The following is a 15,137-nucleotide window of genomic DNA, read 5'->3' on the forward strand; positions in this document are numbered from 1 at the left end:
CCGAACACCGAACACCGAACACCGAACACCGAACACCCTATAAATTATAGTCTATATTTTATATGTTATGGACATAATATATAGGCTATAATTTATAGAATATAGGGATTGGGATTCTTTGGGGGATTTGGGCGGCGCTATCGTTGATCGCGTGCTGTACGGACGCGCCCCGGAGACCGCTGCCCTCGCCTCCCTTCTCGACGACGCGCGTGCCTCTCAGGGCTCGGCCCTGGTGGTGCGTGGCGAAGCCGGCATCGGCAAATCCACCCTTGTGAGCGCTGCCGCCGAGACGGCCGCCGACTTCACGGTCCTGCGCTGCGTCGGCGTCGAAAGCGAGCACGCCTGGTCGTTCGCGGGGTTGCAGGCGCTCCTGCAGCCCCTCGCCGACCACATCAGCGCGCTGTCGCAGACCCATGCGCGCGGTTTGCGCACAGTGCTGGGCCTGGGCGAGCCGCCGGAGGAGAAGACCGAACGAGACCGGTTCGCCCTCGGTGTCGCCGTCCTCAACCTGCTGGCCGAGGCCTCGGCGGAGAAGCCGGTGCTGTGCGTCGTCGACGACGCCCACTGGCTCGACCCCGACTCGGCCGACGTCCTGCTGTTCGTGGCCCGGCGCCTGACGGCCGAGCCGGTCGCGATGCTGTTCGCCGTCCGCGAGGGTTACGCCCCCGACTTCCCCGCCCCGGGCCTCGATGAGCTCGTCGTCGGCCCGCTCGACGACGAGGCCGCCGCGAGCCTGCTCGCCGAGCGGCTCTCGGGCCGGTCCAACGCCATGCGGCACCGCATCATCAAGGCCGCCGAAGGCAACCCCCTCGCCCTGCTCGAACTCCCGGCGGTCGAATCCGACGCCCGCGTGGGCACCGACCGGACGGGGCCCCGCCGCTCCACCACGGCCCGCCTCAGGCAGGCGTTCGGCGACCGCATCGACCGCCTCCCCGAGGCCACCAGGACGCTGCTGCTCGTCATCGCCGCCGAGGACACCGGCGACACCGGCACCGTCCTGGCCGCCGCCGAGCGGCTCGGCGCGAGCCTTCCCGACCTGGCGCCCGCCGAGGCCGACGACCTGGTCCGCGTCGGCGGGGGCCGCCTCGAGTTCGGCCACCCGCTCATCCGCACCGCCGCCTACCAAGGCGCGCCCACCTACCGGCGACTCGAAGCGCACCGCGCCCTCGCCGACACCCTGGGCGCCGTCGACCACCGCCGGGCCTTCCACCTCGCGGCCGCCACGACCGGCCCCGACGAGTCCGTGGCCGCCGCGCTCGAGGCCTCCGGCGAATGCGCGCGCGGCTGCGGCGGCCACCGACTCGAGTACTCGACCTTCGAACGCGCCGCCGCCTTCACCCCCGACGGCCGCGAGAAGGGCCGTCGCCTGCTCCTCGCCGCCGAAGCCGCACTCCTCGCGGGCAACGCCCCGAAAGCCGCGGAGCTGTCCGCGGCGGTGGGCCGCCAGACCCGCGACCGGCGCCACCTGGCCCGCGCCACCACCGTCGGCGCCGCGGTCGCCTCCTGGGGCGGGGAGATCCGCGAGGCCTACCGGCTGTGGACGGAGGCCGCCGACCACTACACGGCGTCCAACAATCCCCAGGCCGCCGGGTACCCGCTGTTCCGCGCCGTCGAACTGGCCTGGCAGGGCGGGGACTTCCGACGTGCTCAGGACGCCGCCGACCACGCCGAACGGCTCGGCATCGACCACGCCGCGTGGGTGCGGCACCTGGCCACCGCCACCGCCGGGCTCAACCGCTCGCATGCGATCACCGCCGCCGAGGCGGTGGCCTCGCTCCGGCACCTGCTCGCCGTCCACGACGAGTTCGGCTCGAACGTCTCGCTGGACGACCGGGCCATGCTCGTCTGGTGGCGCACCCTCATCGGCGACATCGCCACGGCCGAGCGCTCCTCCGCGGCGCTCGTGCGCGAATGCCGCGAGTCCGGCGCCTCGGGGCCGCTGCCGAGGGCGCTGGCCCTCAACGCCCTCACCGAGTTCCACAGGGGACGATGGGCCGATTCGGTGGCGCTGGCCGAGAACTCGGTGGAGCTCGCCTACGAGCTCGGCCAGAAGATCGGACCGGTCAAGGCGCGGGCGTGGATCCTCGCCCCGATCGCGGCGCTGCGCGGCGACGAGGAGCGCGCCAGAGAGCTCATCGACGCGGCGCTCGACGAATCGCCCTCCGACACGCTCGTCGTCGTCGACACGGCGATCGCCCTGCTCGACTTCAGTCTCGGCCGCTGCGAGGAGGCGCTCGACCGGCTCATGGCGCGATTGGAGTCCGAGGCGCCCGGCGACGTGCTGCCGCACGTCCCGGTGGCGGTCGAGGCCGCCGTCCGCACCGGTGATCCGCAGAGGACCGCCGGCGCCTTCGAGTGGTTCTCTCGATGGGCCGAGGCGACGGGCGTGCCGCACTGGCAGGCGATGACCGAGCGCTGCCTCGGCCTGCTCGCGTCCGAAGAGGACGCCGGGAAGCACTACGAGCGCGCCGCGGAGCTGCACCGCGAGGCCGACGCGTTCCCGTTCGAGACCGCCAGGACCGATCTCCTGCTCGGCGCGTGGCTGCGCCGGGCCAGGCGCGTGGGCGAGGCCAAGAGCCGCCTGCGCTCGGCCGCCGAGACCTTCGAGCGCCTCGGCGCCGCACCGTGGACCGAGCGGGTGCGGCGCGAACTGCGCGCGGCGGGCGACGCGGGGCCGCTGGAGGCCGGACCGGGCCTGGCCGAGCGGTTGACGCCCCAAGAGCTGCAAGTGGTGCGCCTGGCGGCGGTGGGGCTGAGCAACCGCGAGATCGGCGAGCAGCTCTACCTGAGCCCGCGCACCGCCGGCTACCACCTCTACAAGGCGTACCCGAAGCTCGGCGTCGCCTCCCGCACCGAGCTGGCGAAACTCGGCCTGTAGCGGCCGAACCCCCGGCCGGTGTCGGACCCGGCCGATAGCCTCACGCCATGAACGACACCTACGAGAACCGCATCGAGCCGCCGATCGCGGGCGACGAGACGGCGACCATGATCGGATCGCTGGAGCGGCAGCGGGCGACGCTGTCGTGGAAGTGCGGCGGGCTGGACGCCGAAGGCATGCGGGCGAGGGTCGGCGCCTCGTCGGTGACCCTGGGCGGCCTGCTCAAGCACCTGGCGCGCGTCGAAGAGGAGAAGTTCTCCTGCATGCTCCACGACCGTCCGTTCGGCGCGCCGTGGAACGCCGCCGACTGGGAGGCCGACCCGGACTGGGACTGGCACTCGGCCGCGGACGACACGCCCGAGCAGCTCATGGAGCTGTGGAGCGGCGCAGTGGCACGATCGCGAGTCCTGCTCGCCGAAGCGATCGACGACGGCGGCCTCGACCAGCTCGTGCGCTACACGTGGCCCGACGGCCGCTCGCCGAGCCTGCGCCGACTGATGATCGACCTCATCGAGGAGTACGCCAGGCACACCGGCCACGCCGACCTCATCCGCGAATCGGTCGACGGCCTCGTGGGCGAGGATCCGCCGAACTGAACGCCTTGCACGCCAACGAAATAGGAGACGGTTGACGCGAGCTAGGCTTGGCGGATGCCCGAGTCCTCCACGGTGCTGCTGCTCTCCGGCAGCCTTCGCGCAGCCTCGTCCAACAACGCCGTGCTGCGCACGGCCCACGCCGCCGCGCCCGCGGGCGTCCGCACCGTGCGCTACGACGGGCTGGCCGAGCTGCCGCACTTCAACCCCGACGACGACACCGACGCGCCGCCCGCGCCGGTGGCCGCGCTGCGCGCAGCGATCGCCGATGCCGCCGCCGTCCTGATCTGCACCCCCGAGTACGCCGGCACCCTGCCCGGCTCGTTCAAGAACCTCCTGGACTGGACCGTCGGCACCGCCGACATCAACGACAAGCCCACGGCCTGGGTGAACGCCGCGAACCCCGGCCGCGGTCAGGGCGCGGAGGCCACGCTGCGCTCGGTGCTCGAGTACACCGGCGCCCGCATCGTCGAGCCCGCGTGCGTCAGGATCGCGGCGGGCGGGCGCGAACGCGACCCCGAGGGGCGCATCGCCGACCCCGAGGTGCGCGAACAGCTCGCCAAGGTCCTCACGCTGCTAGTGGAGGCCTAAGGCCACGACCTCGCGGCGGCCCCGCGGAGCCTCGGTGAGGACTCCCGCCTCCTAACGCCGCGCCCAGGTCCTCGCGGCGGCCTGCTTCGCGTCGTTGACGGTCTCCACCTCGATGACCTCGATCCCGGTGTGCCGCTCGGAGACCGATCCCTTGGGCACGATCGCCGTCTTGAAGCCCAGCCGCGCCGCCTCGGTCAGCCGCCGGTCCGCGTTCACCGTCCGGCGCACCTGCCCGGTCAGCGACACCTCCCCGATCGCCACCAGGTCCGCGCTCACCGCGATCTCCTGCTCGGCGCTCACCAGCGCCAGCGCCAGTGCCAGGTCCGAGGCGGGCTCGCGCACCCTGATGCCGCCGATCGTCGTCGCGTACACCTCGCGGTCGAGCAGCCGCATCCCGCCGCGCCGCGTCAGCACCGCCAGCACCATGTTCAGCCGCGCCTGGTCGAGCCCGGAGACGGTGTGCCGCGGGATCGCGCCGTCCTTGACCGACTTCCCCACCAGCGCCTGGATCTCCACCGGCACCGCCCGGCGGCCCTCCATCGTCACCGTCACGCACGTGCCGGGGGTCGGCTCGCTCGGCGCGTCGTCGAGGAACAGCCCCGACGGGTCGGCCAGCGACACGATCCCGTCCTCGGTCATCTCGAAGCAGCCGACCTCGTCGGCGGGCCCGAAGCGGTTCTTCACCCCGCGCAGCAGCCGCAGCATCGAATGCCGGTCGCCCTCGAAGTGCACGACGGTGTCGACGAGGTGCTCCAGCGCCCGCGGCCCGGCGATGCCGCCGTCCTTGGTGACGTGCCCGACGAGGATCACCGCCATGTTGCGCGCCTTCGCCTCGGCGATGACCGCGCTGGCCACCGACTTCACCTGCGTCACCCCGCCGGGCACGCCGTCGGCGTCGCCGGCGATCACCGTCTGGACGCTGTCGAGGATCATCAGGCCCGGCTTCACGTCCTCGATGTGGCCGAGCACCGCGCCCAGATCGGTCTCGGCGGCGAGGTAGAGCTCCTCGGACAAGCACCCGGTGCGGTCGGCGCGCCGCCGCACCTGCGAGGCCGACTCCTCGCCGGTGGCCACCAGCGCCCGCCCGTACCCGGCCTCGCCGAAGCGGTGCGCGACCTCGAGCAGCAGCGTCGACTTGCCGACGCCCGGCTCGCCGGAGATGAGCGTGACGCCGCCGGGCACCAGGCCGCCGCCCATGACGCGGTCGAACTCGCCGATCCCGGTGGGCAGGCTCGCGGCCTGCTCGGCCGAGACGGTGCCGATCCGCTGCGCGGGCGTGGCGGGGCGGCGCGCGCCGGAGGCGGCGGCGACCGGCCCGGCCGTCTGGCGCGGCGGCGCCGCGGACTCCTCCATCGAGCCCCACTCGCCGCAGTCGGGGCACTGCCCGACCCACTTGGGGACGCGGTGGCCGCACGCGGCGCAGGCATATGAGATCCGCTGGCTCTTCGGCATGGCGCAAGCGTACGGGCCGCCACCGACATCGCCCGATCAGCGGGCGAATGCGTCGCCCGGTGCCATCGGTTTCGTGGTGCTGATCTCTGGTGAGGAGGGATGGCGAACGATCGCATGCCTGATATCACGCATGGTGAGATGGAGTCGATGGCCTTGTCGGGCCTTCTCGCTACGGTCGAAGGCGTGCTCCTCCGATATCGGTTTCGCGTCTACCCGACTGCGCCCCAGCGCAAAGCGTTGGCACGGACATTCGGGTGCGTGCGGACGGTGTTCAACGATGCGGTGGCGGCCCGGAGGGCTGCACATGCGGAGGGGCTGCCATATCCGACAACCGCGAAGTTGGACGAGCAGTTGATAACGGCTGCGAAGCGGACGCCGGAGCGGGCCTGGCTGTCCGAGGTCTCCACGCTGCCATTGCGGCAGGCCCTCCGCGACTGCCATGCCGCATATCGGAATTTCTTCGATTCCCTGTCGGGGAAGCGAGCTGGTGCCCGTATCGGTCCGCCGAGATTCAAACGGCGTTCGCATACTCAGTCCGCCCGGTACACCCGGCGCGGGTTCTCCATCAAGATGAACGGCCGCCTATATGTGGCGAAGGTCGGTGGCCTCCGAGTGGCCTGGTCTCGGGCACTGCCTGCCGATCCCTCCAGCGTGACGGTGCTCAAGACCGCCACCGGCAGGTACTACGCCTCGTTCGTGGTCGATGGGGCCGATATCCTCGAGCCGATCGAGGAGGAAGGCGCCGAGACCAGGTGGCGACGCTAGTGAGCGAGAACCAAGCTCTCTATGTCGAGGACCTGAACGTTCATGGGCTCATTCGAGGCTGGTCTGCCAAGGGCATACATGATGTCGCTTTCGGAAGGTTCCTAGCCTGCTTGGAGTCGAAAGCCCGGAGGGCTGGGCGCACCTTTGCGAAGGTCGATCGGTACTTCCCATCGACTCGACTGTGCTCGGCATGCGGTGCGCTGACCGGGCCGCAAGGGCTGGAAGGTCTGAGGGTTCGCACCTGGGCGTGCGGGTGCGGAGTGGTCCACGACCGGGACCAGAATGCCGAGCTGAACATCCGCCGCGAGGGCAGGCGGCTGGTGGCCGCGGGACACGCGGACACCTGAAACGCCTGCGGAGGGCTGATAAGACCGGGGAGACCCGGCACGGCCCGTCGAAACAGGAACCCGCCCGTAGCCGGAACGCACCACGCGAACCGCAAGCCGGGAATCCCCTCTCTTGAGAGGGGAGGATGTCAATAGACTGGCGGCATGGAATCAGAGGAGCCGACAGGCGGCTCGCCGGCGCTCTCCACCGACCGCATCGACGGCCCGCCGAGCCCATCGGCCGGCTCGCAGGCTTCGCCGGGCAGCAGCGCGGTCTTCTTCGACCTCGACAAGACCGTCATCGCGAGGGCGAGCTCGCTCGCCTTCAGCCGCCCCCTGTACAAGGGCGGCCTGCTCGGGCGCCGCGACGTCCTCAAGGTCGCCTACTCGCACCTGGTGTTCCGGCTCGGCGGCTCCTCGGACGAGGCGCAGATGGCCCGCACCCGCGACTACGTCGCCCAGCTCTCGCGCGGCTGGCCCGCCGACCAGGTCCGCGCCATCGTCGACGAGACCCTGCACGAGCTGATCGACCCGTTCGTCTACGCCGAGGCCGCCGCGCTCATCGAGGCGCACAGAGCCGCCGGGCGCGCCGTCGTCCTGGTGAGCGCCTCTGGCGAGGAGATGGTGGCGCCGATCGGCCGGATGCTCGGGGTCACCGACGTCATCGCCACCCGGATGGTCATCGGCGCCGACGGCCGCTACACCGGCGAGATCGGGTTCTACGCCGCCGGTCCCGCCAAGGCCGACGCGATCAAGCGCTTCGCCTCCGATCGCGGCATCGACCTGGAGTCCTCGTTCGCCTACTCCGACTCGATCACCGACGAGCCGATGCTGCGAACGGTCGGCTTCCCGCGGGCGGTCAACCCCGACCGCGGACTGCGCCGCCTGGCGCTCGAGGAGGACTGGCCGCAGCTGGTGTTCCGGCGCCCGGTGGCGCTGCGCCCGGCCATGCCCGGACCCGCCCGCCTGAAGTACGCGGCCGCCGGAGTCGGCGTTGCCGCTGTGGCTTATGTAGCCTGGCGCGTGTGGAGGGACCGTCGTCTCAGGACCGCCTGAGCAGCGCTTTCCCAAGGTGGGTAGCCTCAGCGAAATGGAACGCAAACAACCGGCCAGACTGGCCGATGTAGCCCGAGCCGCCGGCGTCTCGGTGGCCACCGCCTCGCGCGTCCTCAACGGCTCGCCGCACCGGGTGAGCGATCAGCTGAGCGAGCGGGTACGGGAGGCGGCTCGCCGGTTGCGCTACGCCCCGAACGTGGGAGCGCAGGTCCTGGCCCGCTCCACGTCGCAGACGGTGGCGCTGCTGCTGCACGACGTGACCGACCCGTACTTCGGGCAGATCGCCGGCGGGGTCCTCGCGGAGGCGGCCCACCGCAACGTGCGGGTGCTCATCGCGGACACGGGCATCGACCCCGACTCGGAGGTGCAGCACCTCGACTCGCTGCGCGGCTACCGGCCGCGCGCGGTGATCGTGGCCGGCTCGCGGACCACCGACGAGGAGGCGGAGGCCAGGCTCGGCGACCACCTGTCCGATCTGCTCGAACTGGGCGCGACCGTGGTGAGCGTCGGGCAGCCGGGCCTGCCGGGGCGCGTGGTGCGCCCGGCCAACCGCGAGGGCGCGGGCGAACTGGCGCGGTTCCTGGTCGGCCTGGGCCACCGGGAGTTCGCGCTCGTGGCCGGGCCCGAGCAGCTCCGGGTGGTGCGCGAGCGGCGCGACGGGTTCGTCGAGGCGCTGCCGCCGGACGCGGACGTGGTGCACGTGCCCTCGGAGTTCAGCCGCGACGGCGGGTACGCCGCCGGTCAGGAGCTGCTCGCGCGCGGCTCGCTGCCGACGGCGGTGTTCGTGACCGGCGACGTGCAGGCGACGGGCCTGTGCACGGCGCTGCGCGAGGGCGGCGTGCGGATCCCCGACGAGGTCTCGGTGGCCGGGTTCGACGACATTCCGATCGTGCGGGACCTGACGCCGTCGTTGACGACGGTCGCGCTTCCGTTGCACGACATGGGCGTCAAGGCGCTCACGGCGGCATTGGAAGAGGACGCGGACTTTCCGGAGGAACTCTCGGTCGGCGCCGAACTCATCGAGCGCGATTCCACCGCGCCGCCGCGCGGGAAGTAATCGCTCCCATTCCGAGACGAGTCGCATGGACGCTCCGCTGCGTTATGCGGCTCGTTTTGATTGCGGCGCGCGCAACTCTCCGAGGCCGTCGCCAATGGGCGCGGGAGGGGCCTTGTTAGGGTCGTCCCGTCGGAAAGCGGTCTCGAACATTCGTTTGGGCGGTATCCTATAGGATCTACCCTCGACCGATGTACGCTGCGGTTCCGTCCCGTTCTAAATAGTGAGACGTTCGTCACTCACGGAGAGTGACGTCTATCTCACTCTTGAATCGGCAAACGATTAAATATAGGCGTATTTGGATATAACGCCTGGTAGTCATCCGTCCGACCGGCCGAAATTGGTCACGTTGCTAAAAGTGATCGCCGAATGGTGGTGGCCCGGTTGGTGCAAGCGGCGTACTCTCGGCGTTAGGTCTAGTGAGAGCCGTGGTGCAGCTTTCTCTGAGGCCACAGGGAACCGAAGCCTTTGCGTGCTGGAAGCGTCGTCGTTACCGCCCGGCTACAACGCAAGGGCATATTCACGGTTGGAACTGGATTAATGGCAGCGCGGCCATGTCCGGAGCCGAGCGTGAACCAATCCGGAAGGAACACGATCATGGTGCGAGTCACCGTCGAGGCCGAGACGCCAGTGTCGCCAGTGAGCGGCGAGACGATCTCCAAGGCCGACGCAGAGCGCATCGCAGGTGTCCTCAAAGCACTTGCGGACCCGAACCGACTGCAGCTCATCAGCCTCATCCAGGCCTCCCCCGAACAGGAAGCCTGCGTCGCCGAGCTGACCGAACCGCTGGGCCTGTCCCAGCCGACGGTGAGCCACCACCTCCGCATCCTGGCCGAGGCCGGGGTCGTCGAGCGCGACAAGCGCGGGGTGTGGGCTTACTTCCGCCTCGTCCCCGAGACGATGCGGATCGTCGCGGACCTGCTCACGCCGCCGAAGCGCCGGCGGCGTCGCTAGACCGCTCCCACGGCGGGGCGTCTCACCCGCCGTGACACCGAGTCGGCAATGGATAACTGAAAAACGGGAGCTCGACTGAAACTGTGTCGGGTCATACACTGGTGACATGACCGGCCGACACCGCAGACCGCGACGACTCTCGAGAGAGGGTCGTCGCCTGCTCGGCGGTGCCGCACTGCTGGCCGTCTTCGCCCCGGTGACCGTCTACACACTGAACGCGGCGATCGCCCACGTGCAGTCCTGCGGCACCGAGACCACCTTGACGGTGGCCGCCACCCCCGAGCTCGCCCCGATCCTCCAGTCCTTCGTCGCCCAGGGCGGCGGGGCGCCGTCCCGAGGATCGGACGTGTGCGCCGAGATCACCGTCGAGGCCGTGCCCACCGGCGAGATCGCCGAGGCCGACGCCGACGTGTGGATCCCCGAGACCGACCTCGTCCTGGAGGTGCCGGGCACCGGCCTGGCCGAGCGGTGGGAGGTATTCGAGACCTCCACGGCCTCCGACGCGGTCGGCCTCGCGCTGCCCGAGGGCACCGACGCGGCCGACGCCGCCCAGGTCAACCCCGAGGACGTGGCGGTCGTCCTCGAAGACCCGCGCCAGGACCCGGCGAGTCTGCTGTGGATCGTCATCTTCGGCGTGGACGAGGCCGACGTCTCCGGCGCGGACGAGCCCGACGCCGTCCCCGTCATGTCCGCCTCGGAGGTGCGCCGCCGCAACGCCGAGGAGGACGCCGGGCTCATGGTGCCCAGCGGCAACGTCCAGGTCAGCCAGTTCGAGTTCCCGATGCTGGTGGCCGCCGACCTCGGCGACGCCCGCATCGAGGCCGCCTCGAACCTGGTGCGCTCCTACGGCAGCCAGAAGTACATCGACCTGCTCATCGACGCCGGCTTCGGACCGGCCGTCCCCGAGCCCCCCGGCAGCTCCAGCGCCGCGGTCGCCTCCGTGCTCGAGACCTGGGACGCCTACTCCTCCAGCGACTTAGCCTGGTTCATCACGTCGTTGAGGACCGGCTGCGCCTCCTCGGCCAGCTCCACGTCCACGTCCGCCACCGCGGTGACGTGCAGTACCACGTCGTCGTCCTCCACGAACACGCTCAGCGACGCCTTCCACTTCCCGTACGGCTCGCGGCTCGAGAAGCCGATGTCGCCGTTCTCGTAGGCCTGCAGCGGCTGGTAGGGCAGCGCCTCCTGGAGTTCCTCGCGGGCCTCGTCGCCGCACGGGTCCTCGCACACCGCCCACCCCACCTCCACCGACGAGTCCCCGTCGGGCGCGGTGCACACGGTGGACTGCTCGCCCTGCTCGCAGTGGTAGCCCTCGGGCACGCGGAACGCGAACGGCCACCCGGCGAGCGCGACGGTGTTCGTCTCGTCCTGCTCGGTGAACAGCTCGCCCGCCACCGACAGGTCCTGCGCGTCGGATCGCCACTCGGGCACCGTCGGCTGCTCGTCCACCCCTTCCTCGGCCGCGCCCTCGGGGGCGTCCTCGGCCTCGGCGGGATCGGTTTCGGTGGCGGCGGGCGCGGGCTGCGAGCCGGCGGTCTCCTCGTCGCCGGACGACAGCGTCGTCCACAGGATCCAGGCGCCCACGGCCAGCGCCACGATCGCCACCACGCTGGCGATCCCGATGAGGATGGGCCGCAGCTGCGAGCGGCGCTTGGGCGGGGCGATGACCACCACCGGCGGGGACATCGGCGGGGCCGAGGGCGGCCCGGCCGGGGAGGCGGGAGCCTGCGGCCGGTGGGCGGCCGCGGCGGGCCCGACGGGCAGCGGGCCGGTGGCGGGGCCGAGCGCCAGCAGCCGGTCCATGATCCGGTCGGCGCCCCGCAGGCGCGCGTCGCGCAGCACCACGACGTACGGCTGCTCGGCTTCGAGGTCGGCCACCAGGATCGGCGCGTCCTCGGGGCCCGCCGTGGCGTACGCCCAGGCGACCGTGTCGGACAGCAGGCCGCGCCTGGCCGGGTCCTTGGAGGAGGTCGAGCCCAGGGTGAGGATCTGGACCGGGCGCCCGGTCTCGTCGACGCCCTCGCACAGCTCGTAGGCCCCTTCGACGCGAGCGGTCGCGACATCTTCGTACGGCCCGACGGTGCGACTCATCGAGACCCTCCCTCCCACTCCGAGCTACCGACCAGTAATCCGGCTGCACCGGGCGGGTGCGAGCCGGATGTACCGCGAATTACCACTAAGTATGGCGTGGCGCTGCTCGTGTGGCGACACAAGGTGGCCTCGGTTCCGCCGAGCGATGAACCGCGTCGGCGGTACGCGGACGCGCGGGAGCCGGGAGGGGTCCCGCACCCGCGCCGGACGCGCCGTCCGAGCGGCGCCGGAACGCGAGATCGGCCGAAAGACGGAGGCGCGCGTTCACGCGGGCTGACTAGGCTTGCCTCGTGACGAACCACCGAAGCGCCCGAAGCGGTCCGGGCCTCTCCGGCCGGGCCCGCGCCGCGGTGCGCGCGTACGCTTCATGCCACCTGCCCACCGAGATCGACCCTCGCCGAGCGCGGGCCGCGATCGCGAGTCCAGAGGACGACCATGCTGAGTGACACCCTGGCGTTGACGATGGCCGCCGGAGAGACCGAGCCCGGCGGCTTCATCGGGTGGGTCCTGGACCTCATGGACAAGCTGGGCGAGGTCGGCGTCGGGCTCGCCCTCGCCATCGAGACGATCTTCCCGCCGGTGCCGAGCGAGCTCATCCTGCCGGTGGCGGGGTACCTGTCCTACGACGGCAAGATGAACTTCGGCCTGGTCATGCTGTGCGCCTCGATCGGCTCGCTGCTCGGCGGCTGGTTCTACTACTACGTCGGGCTCGCCTTCGGCCGCGAGCGCACCCGCTGGCTGTTCGAGAAGCTGCCGCTGTTCGAGGTCAAGGACTTCGAGCTCGCCGAGCGCGTGTTCGCCAAGTGGGGCGTCGTCGCGGTCCTGGCCGGCAGGTGCCTGCCGATCGTGCGCAGCGTCATCTCCATCCCCGCGGGCATCGAGCGGATGCCGTTCTGGAAGTTCACGCTCTTCACGCTCATCGGCAGCACGGTGTGGAACTCGATCTGGGTGGGACTCGGCTTCGGCTTCGGGCGGCAGATCGAGCCGGTCCTGAACCGCTACAGCGGCCTGCTCAGCAACATCGTGCTCGGCATCATCGCCGTGCTGGTCCTGTGGTTCGTCGTCTCGCGCACGATCAAGGCGATCCGGAACAAGGGCCGCGGGAACGACTCGGGACCGGGGACCGGCTCGGGGTCGGGTTCGGGCACCGACACCGTCATCCTGCGCCGGGTCAGGTAAGGCGCGCAGCGCATCGAACGGGGGACGCCGCATCGGCGTCCCCCGTTCGATGCGGGACGCGAGCCTTCCGATGTCGCCTAGGTGACAGGGGGGCAATGTTTTCGAATTTCTTCGCGTCCGGGCGTAACCACCCCCCCGCCTGCCTAGTTAGTCAGGGTGGCCGCACGATCACACGATCGGCGGCCGATGGCCGGGAGTGTCACCGGCCCGTTAACGACAGCGCGAGGGTGCTCGACCCGCAGGCGATCCAGCAGGCGAGGTCGCGGCTGAGGACCCGCACCGGAGGCGACGCACCGCGTCGCGGCACCGGCTCGCTCGACAACTGATCGACGAACACTGACGACATGGCCCACACGGTGGGGTGGTTCGTGCTGCGCTGAATCTCCAGCCGCACTGCCACGTTGTGCGAGGCCAGCAGAAAGGCAAGCAACGCAGATGAAAACGCGCACTGTGCGTAAGGCGGCTCTCGTCGGGGGCATCGCCACGGGGGCTCTGCTGTTCACGGGATCGGCCGCTCAGGCCGCCGACGCGGACGTCGAAGAGGCCGGCCTCGACGCCGTCCAGTCGGCGCCCGAGCAGCTCGGTGGACTCACCGGCGCCCTTCCTCTGAGCTCGCTCAAGGGCGTGCCGCTCGTGGGAGGACTCCTGGGCGGTCTGGTGCCGGGCCAGAACGGCGGCCAGGCCGACCAGACCGACCCGAAGACGGACCACGAGGAGGCCGACCAGGCCGAATCGTCGGCGGCGCCCGCGGGCAGCCCCGTCGGCGACCTGCTCGGTGACCTCGGCGGCGGCCTCCCAGTCCCGCTGCCGTTCTAAGACCCCACCGCGCCAACAGAACAGCTCGGCCGCGGACGGCATGACCGTCGCGCCATCCGCGGTGAGCGAACTCGGTCGGCGGGCGCACCCGGCGCCAAGGGCCCGGTCCCGGGCGGCCCGCCGACCAAACACAACTCTCCGGTTTTCAAGGCACCCCGTTTCGGCGAGCACCGCTCGTCGGCATGAACGTGCACAAGCCATTGGAGCCGCCGGAGCTTCACGGGGGATACGTGATGGAACAACGACAACGATTTCCCTGAAAGGTGACGGTTCGTGAATAACTCATGGGCACGTAAGACCGCACAGACCAGCGTGATCGCCGCGGGGGCCGTCCTCGTGGCGGGCGCGGGCACCGCGCAGGCCTACGGCCCCGACGTCGAGACGTCGGACCAGGTCGGCGCCGTGTCGGGCAACCAGGTGGTCGCCCCGATCCAGGCCCCGATCAACATCTGCGGCGTCGCGGCCGCGGTCCTCGGCACCGCGAACGCGGGCTGCGAGGGCGGCGCCGCCGCCTTCTTCGACGGCCCCGGCGGGGACCTGACCACGCAGAACAACACCGGCCTGGCCAACGGCAACCAGGCGTACGCGCCGATCCAGGTCCCCACCGAGGTCAGCGGCATCGCCGCCGCCGTCGGCGGGCTCGCGGACGCCTGGTCGACCGGCGGCTCGACCGCGGTGGTCCCCGAGTCGGGGCGCCACGCCGAGTCGGCCGACGTGACGACGCAGCGCAACGTCGGACTGCTCTCGGGCAACCAGCTTCTCGCGCCGATCCAGGCCCCGATCGACGTCTGCGGCAACGCCGTCGCCGTCGGCGGTGTGGCCGGCGCGGGCTGCGAGGGCGGCTCCGAGGCCGAATACAACGGCCCCGGCGGCGACCTGACCAGCCAGGACAACGTCGGGCTGGGCAACGGCAACCAGCTGTTCGCGCCGATCCAGGCGCCGGTCAACGTGTGCGGCAACGCCATCGCGATCCTCGGCAGCGCGTTCGCCTCCTGCGAGGGCGGCTCCGAGGCCACCGACGAGCCCGACGACCACCACCACGGCCACAAGGCCTACACCGAGTCCGCGGACATCGAGGCGGCCGACGTGGACGTGGCCGAGGAGCAGCTGCCCGTCGGCGGCGTTCCCGCCCTGGACACCGTGACCGGCCTGACCGACGGACTGCCGACTTCCGGCCTCACCGACGGCCTTCCGGTCGCCGACGGTCTGACCGGCGGCCTCGGCAGCAACGTGACTCCCGAAGACGTTGCTGCCACGGCCACCGACACCGTCGCCGGCGTGACCGAGCTGGCCGGAGCGGGCCTGCTCTAAGCACCGCACTGGAAACCCACAGACGGCTCGGCGCCGCGGCACGATGTGCCGCGGCGCCGAGCCGTGTCGCC

Annotated in this window: 14 protein-coding genes; 11 read left to right on the forward strand and 3 right to left on the reverse strand. The window is 71.1% G+C overall.

Going from position 1 to position 15,137, the window contains the following annotated elements:
* Window positions 1-151: 151 nt before the first annotated feature.
* The 3 genes from H613_RS0122975 to H613_RS0122985 are packed head-to-tail and all read left to right on the forward strand — an operon-like array spanning window position 152 to window position 4,062.
* Window positions 152-2,878, forward strand: a complete 2,727-nt coding sequence (locus tag H613_RS0122975; RefSeq protein WP_026925606.1) for a helix-turn-helix transcriptional regulator — start codon at window positions 152-154, stop codon at window positions 2,876-2,878.
* 47 nt (window positions 2,879-2,925) lie between these two features.
* Window positions 2,926-3,474, forward strand: a complete 549-nt coding sequence (locus H613_RS0122980; RefSeq protein ID WP_026925607.1) for a DinB family protein — start codon at window positions 2,926-2,928, stop codon at window positions 3,472-3,474.
* Between the two features lie 54 nt (window positions 3,475-3,528).
* Window positions 3,529-4,062 (forward strand): NADPH-dependent FMN reductase, encoded by a 534-nt coding sequence (locus tag H613_RS0122985; protein WP_026925608.1) that lies wholly within the window; start codon window positions 3,529-3,531, stop codon window positions 4,060-4,062.
* 51 nt (window positions 4,063-4,113) lie between these two features.
* Here the strand turns inward: H613_RS0122985 and radA are convergent, their stop codons facing one another.
* On the reverse strand, window positions 4,114-5,514 hold the full coding sequence (gene radA / locus H613_RS0122990; protein WP_026925609.1) for a DNA repair protein RadA: 1,401 nt from the start codon (window positions 5,512-5,514) through the stop codon (window positions 4,114-4,116).
* Window positions 5,515-5,613: 99 nt separating this feature from the next.
* On the opposite strand from radA, the gene H613_RS31880 reads away from it, so the two are divergent.
* The 5 genes from H613_RS31880 (at window position 5,614) to H613_RS0123010 (ending at window position 9,669) form a co-directional block, all read left to right on the forward strand.
* Complete coding sequence (locus H613_RS31880) at window positions 5,614-6,279, forward strand: RNA-guided endonuclease InsQ/TnpB family protein (protein WP_051393744.1); 666 nt, start codon at window positions 5,614-5,616, stop codon at window positions 6,277-6,279.
* Window positions 6,279-6,626 (forward strand): zinc ribbon domain-containing protein, encoded by a 348-nt coding sequence (locus H613_RS31885; RefSeq protein ID WP_211234941.1) that lies wholly within the window; start codon window positions 6,279-6,281, stop codon window positions 6,624-6,626. Before H613_RS31880 ends, H613_RS31885 begins: the two co-directional genes overlap by 1 nt.
* Before the next feature lie 144 nt (window positions 6,627-6,770).
* Window positions 6,771-7,661 carry an HAD family hydrolase gene (locus H613_RS28650; protein WP_084546906.1) on the forward strand — a complete coding sequence of 297 codons (891 nt, stop codon included), beginning with the start codon at window positions 6,771-6,773 and terminating at the stop codon, window positions 7,659-7,661.
* Between the two features lie 34 nt (window positions 7,662-7,695).
* A complete protein-coding gene (locus H613_RS0123005; protein WP_026925610.1) occupies window positions 7,696-8,718 on the forward strand; it encodes a LacI family DNA-binding transcriptional regulator in 1,023 nt (340 codons plus the stop codon).
* 594 nt (window positions 8,719-9,312) lie between these two features.
* On the forward strand, window positions 9,313-9,669 hold the full coding sequence (locus tag H613_RS0123010; protein WP_026925611.1) for an ArsR/SmtB family transcription factor: 357 nt from the start codon (window positions 9,313-9,315) through the stop codon (window positions 9,667-9,669).
* A gap of 960 nt (window positions 9,670-10,629) precedes the next feature.
* Here the strand turns inward: H613_RS0123010 and H613_RS0123020 are convergent.
* Window positions 10,630-11,760: a hypothetical protein gene (locus H613_RS0123020; RefSeq protein ID WP_026925613.1), complete on the reverse strand. Its 1,131-nt coding sequence runs from the start codon at window positions 11,758-11,760 to the stop codon at window positions 10,630-10,632.
* Between the two features lie 435 nt (window positions 11,761-12,195).
* On the opposite strand from H613_RS0123020, the gene H613_RS28655 reads away from it, so the two are divergent.
* Complete coding sequence (locus tag H613_RS28655) at window positions 12,196-12,939, forward strand: DedA family protein (protein WP_051393745.1); 744 nt, start codon at window positions 12,196-12,198, stop codon at window positions 12,937-12,939.
* Window positions 12,940-13,138: 199 nt separating this feature from the next.
* Here H613_RS28655 and H613_RS0123030 read toward each other — a convergent pair whose 3' ends face one another.
* Window positions 13,139-13,333, reverse strand: a complete 195-nt coding sequence (locus tag H613_RS0123030; protein ID WP_156926223.1) for a hypothetical protein — start codon at window positions 13,331-13,333, stop codon at window positions 13,139-13,141.
* Window positions 13,334-13,389: 56 nt separating this feature from the next.
* On the opposite strand from H613_RS0123030, the gene H613_RS31205 reads away from it, so the two are divergent.
* Complete coding sequence (locus H613_RS31205; protein WP_026925615.1) at window positions 13,390-13,755, forward strand: hypothetical protein; 366 nt, start codon at window positions 13,390-13,392, stop codon at window positions 13,753-13,755.
* A 273-nt stretch (window positions 13,756-14,028) separates the two neighbouring features.
* Window positions 14,029-15,066 (forward strand): chaplin family protein, encoded by a 1,038-nt coding sequence (locus tag H613_RS0123040; RefSeq protein ID WP_084546908.1) that lies wholly within the window; start codon window positions 14,029-14,031, stop codon window positions 15,064-15,066.
* Window positions 15,067-15,137 lie beyond the last annotated feature (71 nt).

It is taken from the genome of Glycomyces arizonensis DSM 44726, assembly GCF_000482705.1.
GTDB classification, from domain to species: domain Bacteria; phylum Actinomycetota; class Actinomycetes; order Mycobacteriales; family Micromonosporaceae; genus Glycomyces; species Glycomyces arizonensis.

Excerpts from the sequence above, each read along its gene's own strand:
- H613_RS0122980 (WP_026925607.1), top strand. The coding sequence starts at position 2,926 with ATGAACGACACCTACGAGAACCGCATCGAGCCGCCGATCGCGGGCGAC.
- H613_RS0122985 (WP_026925608.1), top strand. The coding sequence starts at position 3,529 with ATGCCCGAGTCCTCCACGGTGCTGCTGCTCTCCGGCAGCCTTCGCGCA.
- radA (WP_026925609.1), bottom strand. The coding sequence starts at position 5,514 with ATGCCGAAGAGCCAGCGGATCTCATATGCCTGCGCCGCGTGCGGCCAC.
- H613_RS31880 (WP_051393744.1), top strand. The coding sequence starts at position 5,614 with ATGGCGAACGATCGCATGCCTGATATCACGCATGGTGAGATGGAGTCG.
- H613_RS28650 (WP_084546906.1), top strand. The coding sequence starts at position 6,771 with ATGGAATCAGAGGAGCCGACAGGCGGCTCGCCGGCGCTCTCCACCGAC.
- H613_RS0123005 (WP_026925610.1), top strand. The coding sequence starts at position 7,696 with ATGGAACGCAAACAACCGGCCAGACTGGCCGATGTAGCCCGAGCCGCC.
- H613_RS0123010 (WP_026925611.1), top strand. The coding sequence starts at position 9,313 with ATGGTGCGAGTCACCGTCGAGGCCGAGACGCCAGTGTCGCCAGTGAGC.
- H613_RS0123020 (WP_026925613.1), bottom strand. The coding sequence starts at position 11,760 with ATGAGTCGCACCGTCGGGCCGTACGAAGATGTCGCGACCGCTCGCGTC.
- H613_RS28655 (WP_051393745.1), top strand. The coding sequence starts at position 12,196 with ATGCTGAGTGACACCCTGGCGTTGACGATGGCCGCCGGAGAGACCGAG.